The following is a 21,424-nucleotide window of genomic DNA, read 5'->3' as shown; positions in this document are numbered from 1 at the left end:
CCAAGACTTGCGCCTGAGCGCGGTTGCACGCAGCCCGGATCGCATGCAACCGTGAACACGGTGGGATCCCTGACCCTCTGCTCGAAGGCAGTTGCTCCGAAGGCCATTCATACATCGAGAGCGAACAACCTCCCGGATAGCGGGGCGCTTGTCAGCGTGTCGAGCGGCACGCTATGTCGCGCGGTCGTGATCACCAGCCTCTCGCCCTTTTCGCCGTCGGCAGCCGGTGCAAACGCCAGGTCGGTCGCGCACGGAACCGGCAGGCCGATTACCCGGTCGAGTTGCCCGTCGGCGGTGAAACGCGCCACGCTCCAGCCGTCGAACAGCGCGGTCCAGATTCCGCCCTGCGCGTCGAACGCCAACCCGCTTACGCGTCCCGATCCCTTGGGCACAGTCGCCAGGCGGCGCATGGCGCCCTGCCCCGGCTGAAGCCGAAGGATCGTCCCAGAGCCCGGCGCCGTGGCGTATAGGGTCTGCTCCTGCGCGTGCCAGCCGAGGGCCTGCACTGTCTCGCCCATGCGCCACTGCACGTCGAGCGTGCCGTCGTCGCGCAGGCGGCCGATGGCGGAGCCGGCCTCGGGCAGGGCCAACGCAGCCCAGACCATGCTGTCCTCGCCGTTGCAGGCCGCGAGCACCTGCCCCGCAAGCCATGGCTCGAAAGGCAACGACTGCCCGTTGGCCGAGATGCGCTGCGCGCCGCGCTCGTGCACCGCGATCACGTCGTGTTCATGGCGCAGCAACGCGACCACGGGCGCCTCGATCGTCGCCACCTCGTGGTCCTGCCCGTTTGCATGCAGGTGTACAGAGGGCGCGAGCGCATCGGCCCACCAGAAGCTTCGGCCATCGGCCGACCAGAGCGGGTGCGCGCCATGAAACGCCCAGTGGCCCGGCAGTGCCGTCAACGCTGCTTCGGTGCTCGGTGCCGGGTCGTTGCCGGCCGGCTGCAACTGCGCACCGACACGGCGCGCGGCCTCGGCCACTTCGGGGCCGAGCAATTCGAGCCGGGCCCGCGTGAGCCGATAGGCCGGTCCCGCGACACTGATTGCCCCCCGCACCTGCCCCGCGGCATCGACCACTGGCGCGCCCACGCAGCGCACGCCGAGCACGATTTCCTCGTCGTCGATGGCGTAGCCGCGCGCCCGGGTGATGCGCAGCTCGGCCTGCAGGCGGCGCCGGTCGGTGATGGTGAGCGGCGTGAGCGGCTTCAGCACCACATCACGCACGATGGCGTCACGTGCCCCGTCGGGCATGGCCGAGAGGATCGCCTTGCCCTGACTGGTGCAATGCACCGGCTTGCGCTGGCCGAGCACGGCAGCCGAGCGCTGGCTGTGGGCGCCATCGCAGCGCTCCAGTGAAATGACCTCCCGTCCATCGAGCGCGGCCAGGTAGCTTGTCTCGCCTGTGAGGTCGCGCAGCGCGCGCAGTTCGAACGCGGCGGCCGCCACCAGGTCGGGCATGGCATAGGCCTGGCGCGCCATTTCGAAGCAGCGGAAACCCAGGCAGTAGACCTTGCGCAGCGGATCGCGCCGCACCAGCCCGCGCGCGACCAGCGTGGCAAGCAGGCGATAGACGGTGGTGCGCGGCAGGTCGAGCTGCTCGGCCAGCTCGCTCTGGCCCAGCCCTTCGGGCGCGGAACCGATGGCGTCGAGCACGTCGAGTGCCTTTTCGAGGGCACCGGTGCCCTCGCCGGGAGTGGTGGCCATGGTGATGAAGCCCTTGTTTGCCTGTTTGTCTCAGATAGCGGTACTGGGTGTGCCGTGCATGGCGGCAACGCAACTGCGGCCCATTCTATTTTTGGACCTCTCTCCTTACAGTGAGCATTCCACCCTTGCGATGACCTGTGGTCTCGTCCGATCCCACCATTTGAGACAGCCTTCATGACGACGTCCCCGCCCAAGCCGCTGGCCAGCATTCCCCAGCGTGCACCCGCTCCCTTCGTGCCCGATGCGGTGCTCGACCGCCTCGCAAAGGCCACGAGCGGCTCGCTCACCACGCAGCTCTACATCAAGGGATTTCGCCAGCCGGTGCTGCACGGCTTGACGCCGCTGAACAAGAAGATCAAACCTTTCGCAGGCCGGGCCTACACGATGCGCTTCATTCCTGCACGAGAAGACGTCGACGTATACGGCAATCTCACGACCGAGCCGAGCGCCGACAACCTGCAGTGGGTAGGTGTGGAGCAGATCGAACCCGGCCACGTGCTGGTGATCGACAGCAACAAGGACGGCCGCGCCGCATCGATGGGCAACATGCTCATCACGCGCATGATGATGCGCGGCGCGCGCGGTGTGGTCACCGACGGCAGCTTTCGCGATGGCACCGAGTTGTCGGACATGCATTTCCCGATCTGGTGCACCGGCGTGACCGCGACCACACGGCTTTCCTACCACCACGTGGCCGACCTGCAGGTCCCGATCGGCTGCGCCGGCGTGGCCGTGTACCCCGGCGACGTGATCCATGGCGACGGCGACAACATCACCGTGATCCCCGCCCACCTGGCCGAGGAGATGGCCGACCTGTGCGAGAAGCGCGACGACATCGAGGCCTACCTGGCCCTGCGCGTGCAGGCCGGCGAGGCGCTGTGGGGCCTGTACCCGCCCAGCGACGCCACGCGCCGCCAGCACGAGGAATGGGTGGCCGCCGGCCGCCCCGAGATCAAGCCCGTGCAGCCCGTCGGCGCACGCTGAACCGGAAAGAGACATGACCTACACCCCCGACGACTACGACGGCCTGATCCGCCGCTACTTCGACGCCTGCAATGCGGCCGACTACCAGGCGCTGATCGACTGCTTCACGCCCGACGCTGTGCACTACTTCCCGGCCGGCCTGCCCGAGGTGCCCTGGCGCACGGCCGACACCATCGCGAAGAAATGGATCTGGTGCGTGGAGACCTTGGGCTCGCAATGGACCATCGAGCGCATCCTGATCAGCCACGACAAGCCCGAGGCCATGATCGAGTGGACGCACTGGAAGAACAGGAGCGGCACGGCGCTGCGCGGCGCCGAGTGGTACGACTTCGAGAACGGCAAGATCAAGGAGATCCGCGCCTACTACGCCTCGCCGGCCGACAAGGGCACTCCGATCAACGAACTGGTCGGCTTCGACTACGTCGGGCGTGGCTACGCGCTCAAGAGCGAAGGGGCTGCCAAATGATCCGCCACGTCGTGCTCTTTCGACGCAAGACGGACGTCGAGAAGGACCCTGCGCGTGAAGGCGCGCTGGCCGAGCGAATGGCTGCCCTGGGCGCGCAGATCCCCGCGATCCGCCACTGGCGCGTGGCCGCGAACGAACTCGTGCGCCCCATCAGCTGGGACTACGTGTTGGAGTCCGAGGTCGAGAGCGCCGCAGCGCTCGACGAGTACCGGTTCCATCCCTTGCACCAGGCCTTGGTCGCAGATCTCAAGCCCTACTTCGACTGGGCCGCCGTCGACTACACCGTTTGACATGACCACCATGACCCTCACCGGCGACATGCTCATCGGCGCCAGCGCCGTGCGCGGCAGCGCAGGCACCCAGCGCGCCTTCAATCCCTCCACCAACGCCGAGATCGCCGAGCCCATCTTCGGCCTGGGCGACGCCGCCGACGTGGAGCGCGCGGCCACATTGGCCGCTGCGGCGTTCGACACCTATCGGAGCTTGCCACTGGCGACGCGCGCGGCCTTCCTGGAAACAATCGCCGAGAAAATCCTGGCGCTCGGCGACACGCTGATCACACGTGCGCACGAAGAAAGCGGCCTGCCCATCGCGCGCCTGCAGGGCGAGCGTGGTCGCACGGTGGGCCAGTTGCGCCTGTTCGCAAAGGTCGTGCGCGACGGCCATTTCCTCAAGGCCACGATCGATCCGGCCCAGTCCAGGCGCCAGCCGCTGCCGCGCGCCGACTTGCGCCTGGCCAAGCTGCCGCTGGGCCCGGTGGCGGTGTTCGGCGCCAGCAACTTCCCGCTGGCCTTCTCGGTGGCCGGCGGCGACACCGCCGCCGCGCTGGCCGCGGGCGCGCCCGTGATCGTGAAGGCGCACAGCGCGCACCTGGGCACGTCCGAACTGGTCGGCCGCGCGCTGCAGCAGGCGGTGCAGGCCCATGGCCTGCCCGAGGGCGTGTTCTCGCTGCTGATCGGCGCCGGCCGCCAGATCGGCGAGGCGCTGGTGGCCCACCCGGCCATCCAGGCCGTTGGCTTCACTGGCTCGCGCCAGGGCGGCCTGGCGCTGCAGAAGATCGCCAATGCACGGCACCAGCCCATTCCGGTTTATGCCGAGATGAGCAGCATCAACCCCGTGTTCCTGCTGCCGGCGGCGCTGGCTGAGCGGGCCGAATCCATCGGCAAGGGCTTCGCGGCCTCTCTGGCCCTGGGCGCGGGCCAGTTCTGCACAAACCCAGGTCTGGTGCTGGCCTGCGACGGCCCCGGCTTTGCCAGCTTTCTGAAGGCCACGCACGATGCGTTGGCCGCCACGCCCGCGCAGACCATGCTCACGCCCGGCATCCACGCGGTCTACCAGACCGGCGCGCAGAAAGTCGGCGCGACCCCCGGTGTGGAAACGGCCGTGTTCGGGGCGGATGCGGGCGATCGGCCCAATGCCGCGCAGGCCGCGCTGTATGTGACCGATGCCGCGCGGTTCCTGGCCACGCCAACGCTCCGCGAAGAAATGTTCGGCCCCGCCGCCATCGTCGTGCGCACACGCGACCTGCAGGAGATGCTGCAGGTGGCCGAGCAACTGGAAGGCCAGTTGACCGCGACCTTGCAGCTGGGCACCGCCGACCATGCGGACGCTCGCCGCCTGCTGCCGGTGCTCGAACGCAAGGCTGGCCGCATCCTGGTCAACGGATTCCCGACGGGCGTAGAGGTCTGCCACGCGATGGTGCACGGCGGCCCGTTCCCGTCCACGTCGAACGCAATGTTCACCTCGGTCGGTGCCGAGTCCATCGAGCGCTTCCTGCGCCCCGTGTGCTACCAGGATCTGCCGGACGCACTGTTGCCCGCCGCGTTGCAGCAGGCCAATCCGCTGGGCCTGTGGCGCATGGTCGATGGCGCTCTGCGCCAGCCCTGAGCACGGCGTGGCCATGAACGCCGTCAGGCTGCGCGCCGGCCGTTCCGAGTTGCGCCTGCTGCCTGCCGCCGGCGGGCGCATCACCGCCTGCACGCTGGCCGCGCCGGACGGCCTGCTGCAGCAGGTACTCCAGCCCTACCCCGAGCAGCACGCCGACCTTGACCAATGGGCCAAGGGAGGCATCTACCCGCTCGTGCCCTACAACGGGCGCATCCGCGATGCCCGGTTGCGCCACGCCGATCGCGACTGGGCGCTGACACCGCACGCGGGCAGCCCCCACACGCTGCACGGCATCGCCCAGCGCCGGCCCTGGCAATTGCTGACATGCGAGGAGAGCCGTGCGCGCCTGGCCTATGTGCACGCCGCCGACGCGCACTGGCCGTGGGCATTCGAGGCCGCCATGGACATCGCGCTGGACCCGGGCCGCGTGCGCATCGCACTCACACTGCGCAACACGGGCAGCGCGGACATGCCGGGCGGCGTGGGCCTGCACCCGTACTTCGTGCACCGGGCCGACAACCAGGTGCGGTTCGATGCCGGCCCCGCTTGGCCGTTCGACGCCGACTACCTGCCGCGAGAGCCCGCGGCCGATGGAGGAAACCGCCGGCTCTGGATCCTGGGCGCAACGGACTTTGTGGCTGGCGAGGTCACGCACTTCATCGCGGACTGGTCCGGCACGCTCGAACTCCGTTCTGCGCAGGCCAGACCCGTCCTGCTGCTCGCCAGCGGCGCGATGGACCAGCTCGTCATCCACCGGCCCGCGGACGCGCCACACGTCTGCATCGAGCCGGTCAGCCATCTGCCCGACGGCTTCAACCTGCACGCGCGCAATGTGGCGGGCACGGGCACCCGCATCCTGGCGCCCGGCGCGCAGCTGCAGGGGCAGCTCGACATCGTGCTGGGGTGAACCGGTGCGCCGCGCCGTCAACCGCGGCGCGGCTTCTTGCGCGCCAGGCGCTGCAGGATGGCCATCATGTCCTGCGCAGTCGGGGTCAGTTCCATGCCACGCCGCGTGACGATGCCGTAGGGTGACAGCGCGCTTTTCAGCCGCACTGGCAAGACGCGAAAGCGCTCGCCCTCGTTGTCGACCATGGCGCGCGGCAGCACGCCGACCATGCCCGCCTTCTCGACCATGTTGAGCATGGTGTAGACCGACGACACGCGCACCAGGTCGGCCGGCAGTCCCAGGCCTTCGCCGCCGAACTCGGCTTCCAGCAGGCGCCGCGTCGGCGTGGGCGAATCCTGGATCACCCAGGGCAGGCCATGCAGGTCGGCCAGGCTGCGCGAGCGCTGCGAGACCGGGCCCTCGCGTCCCGTGAAGATGCACAGCGGCTCGTCGCTGAGCGGTAGCAGTTCGAATTGCAAACTGTCCTGCGGACGCACGAAGCGCGCGAGCACGAAGTCGAACTCGTTCTTCGCCAGGTCCGCCAGCAGCCGGTCGCTGGAGGACTCGACAATGCGCACCGAGACTGCGGGCCGCGTCTTCTTGAGCTCCAGCACCGCTGCCGGCAGCAAGCCGGCAGCCGTCACCATGATGGCACCGATGGTCAGCGTGCCGTGGCCGCTGCGCACCAGCGTGTCGAGGTCGACGCCGAAGCGTTGCGTCTCGCCGAGCATGCGGCGCGCGTACACGGCGACGAAGCGGCCAAAGTCGTTGATCTCGATCGCGCGCGCGCGACGCGTGAACAGCTGCACGCCCAGCACATCCTCCAGGTCCTGCAGGATCTTGGTGGCCGCCGGCTGCGTGAGGCTCATCGCCATTGCCGCCTGCCGCAGGCTGCTGGTGCGCGCCAGCGCGTCGATGAGGCGCAGATGCTTGAGCCGCAGGCGGCCCACCAGTCGATGCCGCGCGCGCTCCGCGGCCTGCTCTTGCGCATCATCTCTGCTGATAACCATTGCGTATCAAATCCGGAAATTTCTTCAATATTAATTGGATGGCATCGCTCCTACAGTGCGAGCCGGTTCAACATACTCGAAGGAAGACATCCCATGCAGGTTTTCGTCTCAGGCGCCACGGGGCGCGTCGGTGGCACGCTCGCGCGCGCCTTGCTGGAACGGGGCTGGCGCGTGCGCACGCTGGCACTGCCGCAGGATCGCAACCTGGCGGCCACGCAGGGCGCCGGCATCGACTGCGTGGTCGGCGACCTGGCCGAGCTGTCCGCGGTGCGCCAGGCCATGGAGGGCGCCGATGCGGTGTTCCACATGGCGGCCGCCATCTCGTTCCAGCCACAGGCGCGCGACCTGATCTGGAGCGCCAATGTGGTTGGCACCTACAACGTGCTGCGCGCCGCTGCACAGCAGTCCGCCAAGCAGCCGGTGCGCCTCGTGTTCGCGTCGAGCGATCAGGTCTACCCCACGCGCTTCGCTCGCTACCGGCCGACCGACGAACTGCACCCGCGCGAGCCCTATACGTTCTATGGGCTGAGCAAGCTGCTGGGCGAGGACATGGCCGCGTTCTACGCGCGTTCCGAGCCCAACCTGAAGATCAGCACGGCGGTGTTCTCGCACATCGAGGCTGCGCACGAGCTGCTGGACCCGAACGGCGAATACTCCAGCGCGGCGTTCTACGTGAACGGCCGCGTGCGCAACCTGAAGGCCAGCAGCACGCACCATGCGGGCGCCACGAGCCAGGCCGAACTGCGCAGCATCCTGGACGTGCTGGAGCCGCTGGTCGCACCCGACGAACCGCTGCTGCTGGCACGCGACGCCGACGGCAAGCCGCACACGCAGGAACTGGTCGACGTGCGCGACATCGTGCAGGGCCTGCTGCTGATCCACGACAAGCCCGAGGCCATCGGCGAGACTTTCAACCTGGCGCCCGCCACGCCGGTCAGCCTGGCGGAGTTCATCCCCTATCTGGCCGAGGCCACGGGCCGGCGCTACGTCGAGGCACGCATCCCCGTGGAGCTGGGCCGCACGCACGGCAGCGCGGCCAAGGCGCGCGCACTGCTGGGCTATGCGCCGAAGTATTCGTTGTTCGACATGGTCGACGAAGCCGCCGGCAGGAGCGCACGGTGAGCGAGGGCCCGCGCTACGACGTCGCCGCCGTCCGCGCGTTCGCGCGCCAACTGTTCGAGGCGGCCGGCCTCGCGTCCGACAAGATCGACAGCGTGGTGCGCTCGCTGGTCACGGCCGACATGATGGGCCACACGACCCATGGGCTGGCCATCGCCCCCTGGTACCTGCAGGAGGCACGCAGCGGCGCCATGGCGTTGCACGGCGAGCCCGAGGTGCTCTCCGACCGCGGTGCCTGCGTGGCCTGGAACGGCCGGCGCCTGCCGGGCGCCTGGCTCATCGACCGCGCGATCGACGTGGCGCTGGAGCGCATCGAGGCGCACGGCGTCGTCACCTGCACGATCGCCAACGGCTACCACACCGGTGCGCTGGCAACCTATCTGCCGCGCCTGACCGAGCGCGGGCTGATGGTGGTTCTGGCCTGCTCGGGCCCCGCGCACAGCGGCGTTGCCCCTTTTGGCGGCACACGAGGTGTGTTCACCCCCAACCCCCTGGCCGCCGGCATGCCCAGCGGCGGCGACCCTGTGCTGCTGGACATCAGTTGCTCCATCACCACCATCAAGCGTTCGACGCAGGTGGCCAAGGCCGGCGGCCGGCTCCCGGGCCAGTGGGTGATGGACGCACACGGTGAGCCCACGGACGACCCTGCCGTGCTGCTGCAGGGCGACGGCAGCCTGCTGCCCGTCGGGGGACTGGACCACGGCCACAAGGGCTACGCGATGGCCTTGCTCGTCGAGTCGCTGACGCAGGGCCTGTCGGGCTACGGCCGCCGCGACGGTCCCACCGGCACCGTGATGAACACCTTCCTGCAGGTGCTGGACCCGGCAGCCTTCGGTGGCCGCTGCGCATTCACTGACGAGACCGACTGGCTGATCGAAGCCTGCCACGCGAACCCGCCACGTCCTGGCGTGGACCGCGTGCGCGTGCCCGGCGACCAGGCCATGGCGCGGCAGCGCACGGCACTGGCCGAGGGCGTGGTGCTAGACCAGGCCATCCTCGACGGCCTGGCGCCGTACGCCTCGGCCTGTGGCCTCGCGCTGCCGCAGGCGCTGAACCAGCGCGATGCCCAGACGGCCTGATTCCAAATTCCTTTCACACACAACACGACCAGGAGACAAGACATGCACCACCGTCCCATACCCAACCTTCGCCGCGCCTGGCTACAGGCCGCCCTCGCCTGCACGCTCGCCAACGTGGCCTGGGCGCCAGCCCACGCCGACGCGTTGGACAGCATCACCAAGAGCGGTGTGCTGCGCATCTCGATCGACCCGGCCGCGCCACCCTACTCCGCCAAGGACGCCAAGCTCGCGTTCGCAGGGTCGGAGGTCGAGGTCGCCGAACTTCTGGCCAAGGACCTGGGCTTCAAACTGGAGATCGTGCCGACCAATCCAGCCAGCCGCATCCCGTACGTGCTGACCGACAAGACCGATCTGGTGATCTCCACGCTGTCGATCACGCCGGAACGCGAGAAGGTGATTGATTTCTCGGTGCCGTATTCCGGCATCCAGGTCATCGTGGGCGCACAGCGCGCCACGCCGCTGGCCCGCATGGACGACCTAGTGGGCCGCAAGGTGGCCGTGGTGCGCGGCAGCACCAACGACGCCGAGCTGACCAAGGTCGTCAAGCCCGGCACCGAGGTCGTGCGCTTCGACGACGATGCGACCGCCATCACCGCGGTTCTCAGCGGCCAGGCCGAGTTCTATTGCACGGCGCCCGCCCTGCTGGCCCCGGTCAACCAGCGGCGGCCGGAGCTGGCGATGGAGCCCAAGCTGGTGGTCAAGACCAACCTCACGGGCATCGGCATCCGCAAGAACGAGACTCGCCTGAAAGCCCGCGTGGACGACTGGGTGCGCGAGAACCTGCGCAACGGCAAGCTCAACGCCATCTACCGCAAGCACCACAACGCCGACCTGTCGCCTGATGTCGCGCGTGCCGCAGGCGCCTGATCCCCGCCAAGATCAACATCAAGGACACCGCCATGACCATGCGCCATTCCGGCCGCTTCCTCGGCGCCCTGTGCGCCGCCGCGTTCACCCTGTGGGCGCCTTCCGCCCTGGCCCAGTCCGATACGCTCGCCAAAGTGCAGGAGAGCCGCAAGATCCGGATCGCGATCGATCTCAACGTACCACCCTGGTCGTACAAGAACGACAAGCTGGAGGTGACCGGCTCGGAAGTCGAGACCGCCCAGTTGCTGGCCAAGGACCTGGGCGCGGAGTTGGAGATCGTGACCACCAACGGGGCGAACCGCATTCCGCTGCTGATCACCAACCGCGCCGACATCGTGATCTCGGCCATGACCATCACGCCCGAGCGCCTGAAGGCGATCGACTTCTCCATTCCGTACTCCGGCATCTCCACGTTCGTGGCCGCACCGAAGTCCATGGTCATCCGCACGCCGGCGGACCTGGCGGGCAAGCGCATCGCCGTCACGCGCGGCACCACCAACGACGCCGACGTGACAAAGCTCGCGCCGCACGGCGCCGAGATCGTGCGCTTCGAGGACGAGGCCACGACCATGACCGCCGTGGTCAGCGGCCAGATGGACGTGATCGCGCAGGCCACCACGCTGATCGCCCTGATCAACCAGAAGGCGCCCGCGCGGCAGCTGGAGCCCAAGCTGCCCTTGCAGGAATCCCTGTTCGGCGTCGGCCTGCGCAAAGGCGACACACGCATGAAGGAGTGGGTCGACCGCTGGATCCAGGCACAGCTCAAGAACGGCAAGCTGCAGGCGATCTACCGCAAGCACCAAGGCGCGGATCTGCCTGCGGCGGTGCTCAAGTCCGCTTCCTGAACGCTGCTGCGCACGCCAACGCAAGGGGTTGCGTCCCACCCATCGGGACGATTCCGGGCGACTCGGGTTAACCCCGAACGTCCCGAACACCGGGGTGCTCTTTAGCATTCCCGGCACGCGTCTTCCATCACCTGTCCGGATGGTGGGACGCCCTCCCCTCGCACCATGAGCTCTGCCCTTCCTCTTCTCCGCTGCCAGCCCCGCGCCACGCAGCGGCCTCACCCGAGATCCACCCCTTGAACTACGAATTCGATTTCGGCGCCGTGCTGGCGTTCTGGCCGCTGTTCGCCGAAGGCGCCTGGGTCACGCTGCGGCTGACCTTCTTTGCCACCATCATCGGCTTTCTGTTCGGCACGCTGTGCGCCATCGCGCGCACCAGCGGTCCGACCTGGCTGCAACGCATCGTGGCCGGCTATGTGGAAGCCATCCGCAACACACCGCTGCTGATCCAGAGCTACTTCCTGATCTTCGGCATGGCGAGCATCGGCCTGCGCCTGCCCATCCTGGTGGGCGCCACCATCGCGCTGGTGGTCAACATCGGCGCCTACACCACCGAGATCATGCGCGCGGGCATCGACTCGATCCAGCCGGGGCAGCTGGAGGCGGCGGAATGCCTGGGCTTGTCGCGCACGCAGGTCTACCTGCATGTGGTGCTTCGCCCGGCCATGGAGCGCGTGTACCCGTCGCTGGCCAGCCAGTACGTGCTGCTGATGCTGGCCTCCAGCATCCTGTCGTCGGTCGGGGTCGAGGAGCTGTTCGGCATCTCCAACCGCGTGCAGAGCGACACCTTCCGCAACTTCGAGGTGTTCGTGGTGCTCGGCATCGTGTACCTGGCGCTGTCGATGCTGCTGCGCGCGGCCTTCTGGCTGCTGAACCTGGCCCTGTTCACGCGCCGGCGCAAGCTCGGCACGCCAATCTGAGGGAGCCCGCAACATGAACATGCAATACATCGGCTCGCTGCTGCAGGGCCTGTGGGGCACAGTGCTGCTGAGCCTGCTGACCTTCCTGTTCGGCGGGCTGTTCGGCCTGGTCATCGCGCTGGCGCGCATCTCGCCGCTGCGCGTGGTCGCCTGCGTCACACAGGCCTACATCCAGTTCATGCAGGGCCTGCCGCTGCTGGTGCTGATGGGCCTGTGCTTCTACGGCCCCAGCCTGCTGGGCATGCAGTCGGTCAACCCGCTGTTCGCGGCCACGCTGGCCATGACCTTCTACGCCGGCGCTTATCTGGGCGAGATCTGGCGCGGCTGCCTGGAGGCCGTGCCCAAGTCGCAGTGGGAGGCCGCCGAATGCCTGGGCCTGTCGCGCGCACAGCGCATGCGGATGGTGGTGCTGCCGCAGGGCCTGCGGCTGGCCACGCCGCCCACCGTGGGCTTCATGGTGCAGATCGTGAAGAACACGTCCGTGGCCTCGCTGGTGGTGGGCTACACCGAGCTCTCCTACAACGCCAAGGTCCTCAACAACACCACGTTCCAGCCATTCCTGTACTTCGGGCTGGCCGGTCTTCTGTATTTCGCGGTCTGCTATCCCTTGTCCCGGCAGGCCCGCAAGCTCGAAAGGAAGCTTAATGTCAGCCGTCGTTGAACTCAGCAACATCCACAAGACCTTTGGCACCAACCATGTGCTGCGCGGCGTCAGCTTCGATGTGGAACGGGGCCAGGTGGCCGCCATCATCGGCCAGAGCGGCTCGGGCAAGAGCACGGCGCTGCGCTGCATGGACCGGCTGGAGAAGATCGACCAGGGCGAGCTGACGGTCTGCGGTCACGCGCTGCACGATCCGCGCCTGGACGTGAAGAGGCTGCGTCGCGACGTGGGCATCGTGTTCCAGAGCTACAACCTGTTCCCGCACCTGACGGTGGAGCAGAACGTGACGCTGGCGCCGCGCACGGTCAAGGGCATCAAGGCGTCCGAGGCCCGCGAGATCGCCACCGCGGTGCTGGCCAAGGTGGGCCTGAAGGAAAAGATGTCGGCCTACCCCGAGCAGCTCTCGGGCGGCCAGCAGCAACGCGTGGCCATCGCCCGCAGCCTGGCGATGGAACCCAAGCTGATGCTGTTCGACGAGGTGACCTCCGCGCTGGACCCGCAGCTCACCGGCGAGGTGCTGCGCGTCATGGAGCAGTTGGCCAAGGACGGCATGACCATGGTGCTGGTCACGCACGAGATGGCCTTCGCGCGCAACGTGGCCCACAAGGTGATCTACATGCGCGACGGCAAGGTGCACGAAAGCGGCACCGCCGACATCCTGCGCAAGCCCTCGACGCCCGAGTTGGCGCAGTTCGTCAGCGCCGAGGCCTGATTTCTACACAAGGAGCAACCGTGATTTCTCGGCGACACATTTTTCCCCTGGCGGCCCTCGGCGCGGCCGGCCTGCTGACAGGTGCCCTGCCCGCCCACGCCCAGCAGGACACCCTCGCCACCATCCGTCAGGCCAAGACCCTCAAGGTCGCCCTGGAGTTCGGCCGCCCGCCATGGGGCTACAAGGACGACAAGCTCAAAATGACCGGCTCGGACATGGAGGCTGCCGAGCTGCTAGCCGCCGACCTCGGCGTGAAGCTGGAGATCGTCGAGGTGACCGGCCCCAACCGCATTCCCTTCCTGCAGACGCGCAAGGCCGACGTGGTGCTGTCGACCTTCTCGATCACGCCCGAGCGGCTCAAGGTGATCGACTTTTCGCAGCCCTACGCCAGCGCTGTGCAGATCGTCGGCGCGCCGAAGAACGTGGTGCTCAAGAGCGAATCCGACCTCAAGGGCAAACGCGTAGGCGTCACGCGCGCCACCACCGGCGACGTGGAACTGACCAAGAAGGCCAAGGATCTGGGCGTGGAGGTTCTGCGCTTCGACGACGAAGCCACCAACATGACTGCGCTGGCCAGCGGCCAGGTCGACATCGTGGTGCAGGAGCCGGCCACGTTGACGACCGTGGCCGCGCGCAACCCGGCACGCCAGATCGAACCCAAGTTCATCTTCACCCAGTTCCCGGTGGGCATCGGCCTGCGCAAGAACGACGCCGAACTCAAGGCCTACCTGGACCAGTGGGTCAAGAACCGCATGGCCGACGGCAAGCTCAACGCGATCTACCGCAAGTTCCACGGCACGGACCTGCCGGCTGAGCTGAGCAAGGGCGGTTGAGGCACCCTGCAAAAAAGGCCACTCCCGCGTATGCGGGAATGGCCTTCGTCTTTGGAGACCGGAATCTAGATGCGCCAGCGCGCCAGCACCTGGGGGTCGGGCTCGAAACCGTGGCCCGGGACCTGCGGGATGCTCACCGTGCCTTGCTGCGGTAGCGGCGTGCCGCCCAGGGCCAGGTCAGCGGCGGGTTGCACGTACAGGTGCTCGAACAGCGGCTCACCGGCCAGCCCCGCGCTAAGCTGCAGCGTGGCGAAGTAGCCGGGGCCAAAGTACGGCGAATGCGGCATCACCGTCACACCCTGCGCCTGCGCCAGCGCCGCGGCCGCCACGAACTCGGTGACGCCGCCGATCTTGATGACCGAGGGCTGGGCATAGCGCACCGCGCCGGCCTCGAGCATGCGCGCGAACTCATGGCGCGTGCAGGCGTTCTCGCCGGCTCCCACCGGGAACGCCGCGTTCAGCTGAGCCTGAGTGCGGATGTCCTCGGGCGGGAACACCGGCTCCTCGATCCACATCGCGTCCACTTCGCTCAGCATCGCAATGCGCTCGCGGGCCTGCTCGGTCGACCATGCGCAGTTGACATCCACGGACAGGCCGATGTCCGGCCCGATCGCGGCACGGCCGGCGCGGATGATGTCGGGCTCGATCTCATGCAGCTTGATGTAGCGATAGCCTTGTGCAATGGCTTCATGGCAGTATTTGCGCACCAATGCAGCGTCGCCGTAGCGCACGAGGCTCGCATAGGCCGGGATCTCGCTGCGGCACGCGTCGCCCAACAGCGAATGCAGCGGCCGGCCCTGGGCCTTGGCGGCGATGTCCCACAGCGCGATGTCGAAGCCCGAGATCGCGAACATCGTGATGCCATAGCGGCCGAACAGGTGCAGGCGGCGCTGCACCTCCAGCATCAGCGCCTCGGGTGTGACTGGCAGTTCGCGGCCCTGCAGCAGGGGCGCAACCATGCTGCGCGCGGCCGTGGCGACCGCGGCGCGGCAGGAATAGGCGAAGCATTCGCCCCAGCCCACAACGCCGGTGTCGGTCTCCACCCGCACCAGCACGAACTCGAGCGAATCCCACCGGTCCGGCGTGATGCCCATGCCGCTGCCACCATCGTCGAACGGGATGACCGCCTCGATGATGTCGATGTGCGCGATCTTCATGCGGCGTTCCTGGCATGCGGCAGCAGTCGGTCCGTGCTGCCCTCGTACTCGGATTGCGAAAACTGGCCACCCAACGTGATTTCAGCAGCAGAGCGTGCAGCCTTGCTGCCGGCTGCGGGCGGCGGGTCTTCGCGCAGCACTTCATCATCCCAACCCTCCGAACCATCCTCGGGCAGATACCCCAACGCATAGGCCGCAGCGTTGTTGTAGTGGCGGCCCGTGGCATCGGAGACGCCATAGACGATCTCGAACACCAGATCCTCGCGCTCGATGCCTATGGCGACGAGCTGCGCCAGGTCGCGCCAGCTGACCCAACTGCCCATGCGGCGGCGGTCGATCGGCCGCGTATTCACGTTTCCGATGCGCACCGACAGTACCTGCATGCCGTACTTGTAGGCATACAAGGCGCCAATTGACTCGCCGAAGGCCTTGCCGACCGCGTAGCGGCTGTCTGGCCGCAGGATGGCCGTGTTGCCCATCCGTGGCCCATGCGGCACACGCGGGTGCATGCCGACCACATGGTGAGAGCTGGCGTAGACAACGCGGCGCACGCCGGCATCGCGCGCGGCATCGAACACGCTGATGCAGCCCTCCACGCTGAGCTTGACCTGCTCGGTCCAGGGGGCATCCGTGGTGCAAGCCGCGAGGTGCACCACGGCGTCGCAGCCCTGCAGTTGCTGCGTCATGGCCGCCTGGTCGGTGATATCGACGACGGCAGCTTCCTCATGGGCGGCAATATTCTGAACCTGCTTGATGTCCAGCGACAGCACGCGATAGCCGCGCTTCAGCAATTGCGCGCGCAGGCCGGTTCCCACCAGTCCTGCGGCACCCGTGATGGCAATACGTTTCATGCTTGAAAAGGTCTCGGTTGAGCCCGCGTCGCGGGGTGTCGCAATTGTCGAGCGCGGCCTGACCGTGCCGGAGAACGCTGCGCACCAGGCTGCGCCAGCAGTACCAGATGGCGGGACGCGCGCCGCCGTCCGCCTAACGTGCAGCTTGTACCACCGCAGCGGGCAGGTCGATGCCTTGATTCTTCTTGAACACTGCAGCCAGTTTGCCATTGGCCATGTTGGTCCGCACCCATTGGTCGAGCCACTCCTTGAGCCGTGCGTCGTTCTTGCGCATGCCGATGCCGTGCAAGCTGTTGCGCAGAACGATCTTGGTTTCCAGGGCCTTGGCGGGGTCCCGCTTGTTGACGGTCTCATTCAACGTGACCGATTGGGCGACGATATCGACCTGCCCGCTCAGCACCGCAGTCAGCGTGGTTGCCTCGTCCTCGAAACGCACGATCTCCACGCCCTTCGGGGCGGTGGCGGTCAAGTCGGTATCCATGACGGTACCGCGGGCGACGCCTACGCGCTTGCCGGCCAGGTCGGGCATGGTCTTGATGGCCATGCCGCGCGGCGCGGAGACCGCGGTGGTCGTGCCCGAGTACGGCAGCGAGAAGTCGATGACCTTCTGCCGCTCGGCGGTAATCGTCATCGCGGCCACCACGATGTCAGCCTTGTCGGTGATCAGTTGCGGAATGCGGTTGGCACCGTTGGTCGGCACCATCTCCAGCGTCACGCCGAGATCCTCTGCCAGCATTTTGGCGGTCTCGTATTCGGATCCGCTCATCTCGAGCTTGTCGTTCTTGAACGACCATGGCGGAATGCTGGGGTCGAGCGCAATGCGGATTTTTTTGGCTTGCTGGATGCGTGCCAGTGTGTCGCTCTGCGCGTGGGCAGCTGTACTGCCGAATGCCAGCGTGCCTGCGAGGGAGGCGCTGACGATGGTGAAAGTGCGTCGGTCGATCATGGTGTCTCCTATGGTGAGCGATCGGGGCGCGCGGCTCACGACGGCCTCGAAGCCTGCCAATGCTAGGAGGCCCGCACGGCTGCGGTGTATGGCCACGCGGGCGCACTGTCCGAAAATCCCCACCCGCTGGGACACGGCAGCGATGGCGGCAGACTCAGGGCCGCTTGCCGAACTCCTGCGTCTCGGTCGTCCATTTCAGTGCCTGCTCGCTCAGGCTGAAGCCCAGGCCCGGGCGATCCGACACATGCATGCGGCCGTCCTTCAGGTGCATCTGCTCGTTGAACATCGGACCCAGCCATTCGAAGTGTTCGAGCCAGGGTTCGATGGGGTAGGCAGCAGCCAGATGCAGGTGAATTTCCATCGCGAAGTGCGGCGCCAGCTTGCGCCCCTTGAAGGCCGCCAGGTTCATGATCTGCAGGAAGGGCGTGATGCCGCCCACGCGCGGCGCGTCGGGCTGGATGAAATCGCTGCCCTCCGCCATGATGAGCTGCGCATGTTCGCCGAAACTGGTGAGCATCTCGCCGGTGGCGATGGCGGTGTCGAAGCGCGCAGCCAGTTGCGCGTGGCCCTCGAAGTCGTAGGCGTCCAGCGGCTCCTCGATCCAGGTGAGGTCGAAGTCCTCGAACGCGCGGCAGGCGCGTGTGGCCTTCTGGCGGTCCCATTGCTGGTTGGCATCGACCATCAGCGGAAACGCATCGCCCAGCAGCTTGCGTACTTCGCCCACGCGCTGGATGTCGATGGCCAGGTCGGGCTGGCCCACCTTGAGCTTGATGCCGCCAATGCCGCTCTCGCGCGAAATGGCTACGTTCTTGAGCACCTGGTCGAGCGGCGTGTGCAGGTAGCCGCCCGAGGTGTTGTAGCACTGCACCGAGTCGCGTTCGGCGCCCAGCAGCTTGGCCAGCGGCAGTTTGGCGCGCTTGGCCTTCAGGTCCCACAGCGCGATGTCGAACGGTGCAACCGCCTGCGTGGTGAGACCGCTGCGGCCCATGCTGGCGCCCGCCCACAGCAGCTTGGTAAAGAGGCGCGAGATGTCGTTCGGGTCTTCGCCGATCAGGTTGGGCGCGAGCTCCTTCGCATGCGCATACATGCCGGGACCGCCCGCGCGCTTGCTGTAGCCGAAGCCGATGCCTTCGTGGCCGTCGCGCGTGCGGATCTCGGCAAAGATGAAGGCGATTTCGGTCAGCGGCTTCTGGCGGCCCGTGAGCACCTTGGCGTCGCTCACCGGCGTGGCCAGCGGCAGGTACATCAGCGAGACCTTGATCCAGTCGATGCGGTCGGCTGCATCGGCGGCAGTGCGTGCGCCTTCGGCCACCTTGGCGTAGGAAACGATGTTGGATTCGACGGCTTTCATTCGGTCACTTTCGGAATTGGAAACAGGGAAGAAAAAGTAGCGGCGCGCATTCAGTCCAGCTTGATGCCGGCCTTCTGCACCACCTGGGTCCAGCGCGCTGTCTCGTCCTGCACGAAGCGCGTGTAGTCGGCTGCGTGCGAAGCCACCACGACGAAACCGTTGGCTTCCAGCTTGGCACGCACCGCCGGGTCTGCGAAGCCCTTGACCATGGCGGCTTCGAGCTTGTCGGCGACTGTCTTTGGCGTGCCCTTGGGCGCCGACAGGCCGGTCCACGACACGGCGCTGAAACCGGGGTAGCCCGACTCGGCCACCGTAGGCACGTCGGGGAACAGCGGGTTGCGATGCGCGCTGGTGACGACCAGGGCGCGCAGCTTGCCGGCCTTGATGTGAGGCAGCACCGAGTCCTGGTTGGTGAACATGCCGGGAATCTGGTCGGCCAGCACGTCGTTGAGCGCGGGTGCGCTCCCCTTGTACGGAATGCCCACCATGTCGAGCCCCGCCACCTGCTTGAGATACTCGGTGGTGACGTGGCCGGACGAGGCGTTGACCTGCCCGTAGCTGAACTTGCCCGGGTTGGCCTTGACCCAGGCAACGAACTCCTTGAAGTTCTTCGCCGGGAACGATGGGTTCACCACCAGCACGTTGGGCCCGGCCGCAAGCTGCGACACATGCACGAAGTCGCGGTTCGAGTCATAGGGCGGCTTGGGCGAGAAGCCGTGGATGATCGCGTTGCTGCCGATGCCCGACAGCAGCAGCGTGTAGCCGTCGCCCGGCGCCTTGGCCGCCTGATCGGTGCCGATGGAGCCGCCCGCCCCACCCTTGTTGTCGACGATGAACGGCTGCTTGAGCTGCCGCCCGAGCACCTCGGCAATCAGGCGGCCCATGATGTCGCTGGTGCCGCCTGCGGGGAACGGCACGATGAGTTTCACGGGACGCGAGGGGTAATCGTCCTGGGCGTGGGCGGCGCCGGCCAGCAGGCCGGCCAAGGCCAGGGCAGCAAGAAGGGTTCTGCGGAACATGGATTTGTCTCCTGCGCGTTGGATTCGCTTGTTAGATGCATGGTGATGGAAGCGCTTTCATTTTGGCTTTCGCAAGAGGTTCGGAAAGCCCCGAATATCTGGAGACTCTTAAGCGAATCCCACTGCATGGGACGCAGAAGGCTCAATTGGTAGCGCTTTCATCTCAAGGTGTTTCACCGATTCCCAAAGGCTATGATCGACAGCGTTTTGCCATGCCCGCCACCAAGATCCACATCCCCGAAGAAACCGCGCCGTCAGGCGCCGCTCGCATGAGCGACGTGGCGCGCGAGGCGGGCGTGTCGCTCGTTACCGTCTCGCGCGCCATCAACACGCCAGGCAAGCTTGCGCCCGACACCCTCGCTGCCGTGCGCGCGGCCATCGAACGGCTGGGCTATGTGCCCAACCTCATGGCCGGCAGCCTCGCGTCCAACCGCTCACGCATCGTGGCGGCCATCGTGCCGACCATCTCCAACCTGGTGTTCTCCGAGACGATCGAGGCGCTGGCCCAGACGCTGGCCGATGGCGGCTACCAACTGCTGCTGGGCCAGAGCGCCTACCGCCACAACGACGAGGCCGCTCTGGTCGACACCTTTCTTGGGCGCCGCGTCGACGGGTTGGTGCTCACCGGCCTTGGGCAACCCAGCGCGCTGCGGCTCAAGCTTCGCCGCGCAGGTGTGCCCGTGGTGCAGACATGGGACTGGCCCTCCGCGGGTGGCGAGGCGCCGGTCGACATGCTGGTCGGCTTCTCGAACGTCGACGCGGGGCGCGCTGCTGCCGCGCACCTGTTCGCACGCGGATACCGCTCGCTGGCCTTCATCGGCGCGGAGGAAGAGCGCTCTCGCCTGCGGCTCGCAGGTTTCCGCGCCGAGGCCGCGGCGCGTGGCGCGGACGAGGTGCCGGCCGAGCTGATCCGCCCGCCCGTGCAGATCGATGATGCCGGCGCGCGGCTGGCGCAACTGCTGGCGCGGCGACCCGGCATCACTGCCGTATTCTGCAACAACGACCTGCTCGCGGCCGGCCTGCTCTTCGAATGTCAGCAGCGCGGCTGGGCTGTGCCTGGCCGCATTGCGGTGATGGGTTTCGGCGACATGCCCATTGCGCGAGCCGCGTCGCCACGACTGTCCACCGTGCGTATTCGCCGCGCCGAAATGGGCGAACGCGCCGGGCAGATGCTGCTCACGCGGCTGGCTGGCGAAGACCCCGGGGCGCAGTTCGTGGACATCGGCTTTGAGGTGATCGAGCGAAGCAGTACGTGAAGGCAGCCAAAAATCTGATACGCATGACGGTCGCCCTCAACTCTGATGCCCAACCTTCTCCAAGGCCGCTCAAGCGTTCGACAACGCGCTATGCCGATGCAGACCCGCTAGGGCGAAGGGGCGCTCCGTCGGCCTAAAGGATTCGGCGTTCGTCAGTATCCACTTAAGAGTGCGCACAGGAGCACAAGCCCAATGCTCACTCCCAAGTACGTCATCTGCTCGCTCGATGAGACTTCGTATTGCGCGGACTTGATGCTACCCATGGGGAACGATGCAAGAACCCCCAGCCCAATGCAGTACTCCAGAGTCGGAGGTTCGAGCACTGGGTCGCCCGCTAGCTTTTCAAGCATGTCGTCCTCTGACTCCTGATCAGGCTCGGAACTTAGATTCTTCGACTCCCCGGCCCGGTTGCTACTCGGGCGAGATCTGAACACCTGTGTCTTCATGTCCCGCCGTGCATTCATGGGATCGCCTCATCGTCACCTTGGCTCGAGCGCGCCTGATCAATCAGAGCTGCCCCGGCGACACGTTCGCTGGCTCGCACCATCGAGGCTGGAAGAAAGGTGCAGGCCGAAGAATCCGGCTTTCTTGCCGCTGCAACAGCGGCAGCATCTTGGCCACATAGGCCTTGAACCCTGGGTCGGCCAGCAGCGCGGCTCGACGCTCGGCGCGCTCGTTCAGGTCTTCATAGGCCCACAGATGAACAATCTGGTTCAACTCGCCCAATTCTGTGGTGTAGTAGCCGACCATCCGGCCCAGTATGCGGTGCTGGATGGCCAGCCCCTCGGCTTCGAACAGGGCCAGGTAATCCCGCCATCGGCCAGGATGGGTCGTATAGGTGCGCTCTTCGACAAGCATCGGTGTCCCTTCCA

The 21,424-nt window shown here is 67.0% G+C and carries 22 protein-coding genes; 14 read left to right on the top strand and 8 right to left on the bottom strand.

What is annotated here, in order from left to right; translation table 11 throughout:
- Window positions 1-107: 107 nt before the first annotated feature.
- On the bottom strand, window positions 108-1,703 hold the full coding sequence (locus GFK26_RS21480; protein ID WP_153283770.1) for an IclR family transcriptional regulator domain-containing protein: 1,596 nt from the start codon (window positions 1,701-1,703) through the stop codon (window positions 108-110).
- Window positions 1,704-1,877: 174 nt separating this feature from the next.
- On the opposite strand from GFK26_RS21480, the gene GFK26_RS21475 reads away from it, so the two are divergent.
- From GFK26_RS21475 to GFK26_RS21455, 5 genes are read left to right on the top strand one after another with little or no spacing between them, the layout of a single operon-like run.
- On the top strand, window positions 1,878-2,687 hold the full coding sequence (locus tag GFK26_RS21475) for a ribonuclease activity regulator RraA (protein ID WP_153283769.1): 810 nt from the start codon (window positions 1,878-1,880) through the stop codon (window positions 2,685-2,687).
- A gap of 13 nt (window positions 2,688-2,700) precedes the next feature.
- A complete protein-coding gene (locus GFK26_RS21470) occupies window positions 2,701-3,153 on the top strand; it encodes a nuclear transport factor 2 family protein (protein ID WP_153283768.1) in 453 nt (150 codons plus the stop codon).
- On the top strand, window positions 3,150-3,443 hold the full coding sequence (locus GFK26_RS21465) for a Dabb family protein (RefSeq protein ID WP_153283767.1): 294 nt from the start codon (window positions 3,150-3,152) through the stop codon (window positions 3,441-3,443). The genes GFK26_RS21470 and GFK26_RS21465 overlap by 4 nt, the downstream gene beginning before the upstream one ends.
- 10 nt (window positions 3,444-3,453) lie before the next feature.
- Complete coding sequence (locus GFK26_RS21460) at window positions 3,454-5,040, top strand: aldehyde dehydrogenase (NADP(+)) (protein WP_153286059.1); 1,587 nt, start codon at window positions 3,454-3,456, stop codon at window positions 5,038-5,040.
- 13 nt (window positions 5,041-5,053) lie between these two features.
- Window positions 5,054-5,947, top strand: coding sequence for a hypothetical protein (locus GFK26_RS21455; protein WP_194273931.1), 894 nt, complete (start codon window positions 5,054-5,056; stop codon window positions 5,945-5,947).
- A gap of 17 nt (window positions 5,948-5,964) precedes the next feature.
- Here the strand turns inward: GFK26_RS21455 and GFK26_RS21450 are convergent, their stop codons facing one another.
- Window positions 5,965-6,936, bottom strand: a complete 972-nt coding sequence (locus GFK26_RS21450; RefSeq protein ID WP_153283765.1) for a LysR substrate-binding domain-containing protein — start codon at window positions 6,934-6,936, stop codon at window positions 5,965-5,967.
- A 93-nt stretch (window positions 6,937-7,029) separates the two neighbouring features.
- Between GFK26_RS21450 and GFK26_RS21445 the strand changes: the two genes are divergently transcribed.
- The 8 genes from GFK26_RS21445 to GFK26_RS21410 all read left to right on the top strand — a co-directional run bounded on the left by GFK26_RS21445 (window position 7,030) and on the right by GFK26_RS21410 (window position 13,972).
- Complete coding sequence (locus GFK26_RS21445) at window positions 7,030-8,058, top strand: NAD-dependent epimerase/dehydratase family protein (protein WP_194273930.1); 1,029 nt, start codon at window positions 7,030-7,032, stop codon at window positions 8,056-8,058.
- The gene (locus GFK26_RS21440; RefSeq protein ID WP_153283763.1) at window positions 8,055-9,134 is read left to right on the top strand and encodes an Ldh family oxidoreductase; all 1,080 of its coding nucleotides are present in this window, start codon (window positions 8,055-8,057) and stop codon (window positions 9,132-9,134) included. The genes GFK26_RS21445 and GFK26_RS21440 overlap by 4 nt, the downstream gene beginning before the upstream one ends.
- A gap of 42 nt (window positions 9,135-9,176) precedes the next feature.
- Window positions 9,177-10,001 carry a transporter substrate-binding domain-containing protein gene (locus GFK26_RS21435; protein ID WP_153283762.1) on the top strand — a complete coding sequence of 275 codons (825 nt, stop codon included), beginning with the start codon at window positions 9,177-9,179 and terminating at the stop codon, window positions 9,999-10,001.
- 32 nt (window positions 10,002-10,033) lie between these two features.
- Window positions 10,034-10,846, top strand: coding sequence for a transporter substrate-binding domain-containing protein (locus GFK26_RS21430; RefSeq protein WP_228121733.1), 813 nt, complete (start codon window positions 10,034-10,036; stop codon window positions 10,844-10,846).
- Between the two features lie 236 nt (window positions 10,847-11,082).
- Window positions 11,083-11,766 (top strand): amino acid ABC transporter permease, encoded by a 684-nt coding sequence (locus GFK26_RS21425; RefSeq protein WP_153283761.1) that lies wholly within the window; start codon window positions 11,083-11,085, stop codon window positions 11,764-11,766.
- A 13-nt stretch (window positions 11,767-11,779) separates the two neighbouring features.
- Complete coding sequence (locus GFK26_RS21420) at window positions 11,780-12,427, top strand: amino acid ABC transporter permease (protein ID WP_153283760.1); 648 nt, start codon at window positions 11,780-11,782, stop codon at window positions 12,425-12,427.
- Window positions 12,411-13,139: an amino acid ABC transporter ATP-binding protein gene (locus GFK26_RS21415; RefSeq protein WP_153283759.1), complete on the top strand. Its 729-nt coding sequence runs from the start codon at window positions 12,411-12,413 to the stop codon at window positions 13,137-13,139. The genes GFK26_RS21420 and GFK26_RS21415 overlap by 17 nt, the downstream gene beginning before the upstream one ends.
- A 20-nt stretch (window positions 13,140-13,159) precedes the next feature.
- Window positions 13,160-13,972 (top strand): transporter substrate-binding domain-containing protein, encoded by an 813-nt coding sequence (locus tag GFK26_RS21410; protein WP_153283758.1) that lies wholly within the window; start codon window positions 13,160-13,162, stop codon window positions 13,970-13,972.
- 65 nt (window positions 13,973-14,037) lie between these two features.
- On the opposite strand, the gene GFK26_RS21405 is transcribed toward GFK26_RS21410, so the two are convergent.
- The 5 genes from GFK26_RS21405 to GFK26_RS21385 form a co-directional block, all read right to left on the bottom strand.
- Window positions 14,038-15,129, bottom strand: coding sequence for a mandelate racemase/muconate lactonizing enzyme family protein (locus GFK26_RS21405; protein WP_153283757.1), 1,092 nt, complete (start codon window positions 15,127-15,129; stop codon window positions 14,038-14,040).
- Window positions 15,126-15,980: an NAD-dependent epimerase/dehydratase family protein gene (locus tag GFK26_RS21400; RefSeq protein WP_194273929.1), complete on the bottom strand. Its 855-nt coding sequence runs from the start codon at window positions 15,978-15,980 to the stop codon at window positions 15,126-15,128. Before GFK26_RS21400 ends, GFK26_RS21405 begins: the two co-directional genes overlap by 4 nt.
- Before the next feature lie 133 nt (window positions 15,981-16,113).
- Window positions 16,114-16,926 (bottom strand): transporter substrate-binding domain-containing protein, encoded by an 813-nt coding sequence (locus tag GFK26_RS21395; RefSeq protein ID WP_153283755.1) that lies wholly within the window; start codon window positions 16,924-16,926, stop codon window positions 16,114-16,116.
- Between the two features lie 154 nt (window positions 16,927-17,080).
- A complete protein-coding gene (locus GFK26_RS21390) occupies window positions 17,081-18,172 on the bottom strand; it encodes an L-talarate/galactarate dehydratase (protein ID WP_416222572.1) in 1,092 nt (363 codons plus the stop codon).
- Window positions 18,173-18,327: 155 nt separating this feature from the next.
- Window positions 18,328-19,296, bottom strand: a complete 969-nt coding sequence (locus GFK26_RS21385; RefSeq protein WP_153283753.1) for a Bug family tripartite tricarboxylate transporter substrate binding protein — start codon at window positions 19,294-19,296, stop codon at window positions 18,328-18,330.
- Between the two features lie 212 nt (window positions 19,297-19,508).
- On the opposite strand from GFK26_RS21385, the gene GFK26_RS21380 reads away from it, so the two are divergent.
- The gene (locus GFK26_RS21380) at window positions 19,509-20,552 is read left to right on the top strand and encodes a LacI family DNA-binding transcriptional regulator (protein ID WP_153283752.1); all 1,044 of its coding nucleotides are present in this window, start codon (window positions 19,509-19,511) and stop codon (window positions 20,550-20,552) included.
- 507 nt (window positions 20,553-21,059) lie between these two features.
- Here GFK26_RS21380 and GFK26_RS21375 read toward each other — a convergent pair.
- The gene (locus tag GFK26_RS21375; RefSeq protein WP_153283751.1) at window positions 21,060-21,410 is read right to left on the bottom strand and encodes an NIPSNAP family protein; all 351 of its coding nucleotides are present in this window, start codon (window positions 21,408-21,410) and stop codon (window positions 21,060-21,062) included.
- Window positions 21,411-21,424 lie beyond the last annotated feature (14 nt).

Source organism: Variovorax paradoxus, from assembly GCF_009498455.1.
Lineage (GTDB): Bacteria > Pseudomonadota > Gammaproteobacteria > Burkholderiales > Burkholderiaceae_C > Variovorax > Variovorax paradoxus_H.
Note: the sequence above shows the minus strand (reverse complement) of the source record. Positions and strands in the feature narration are given on the sequence as shown.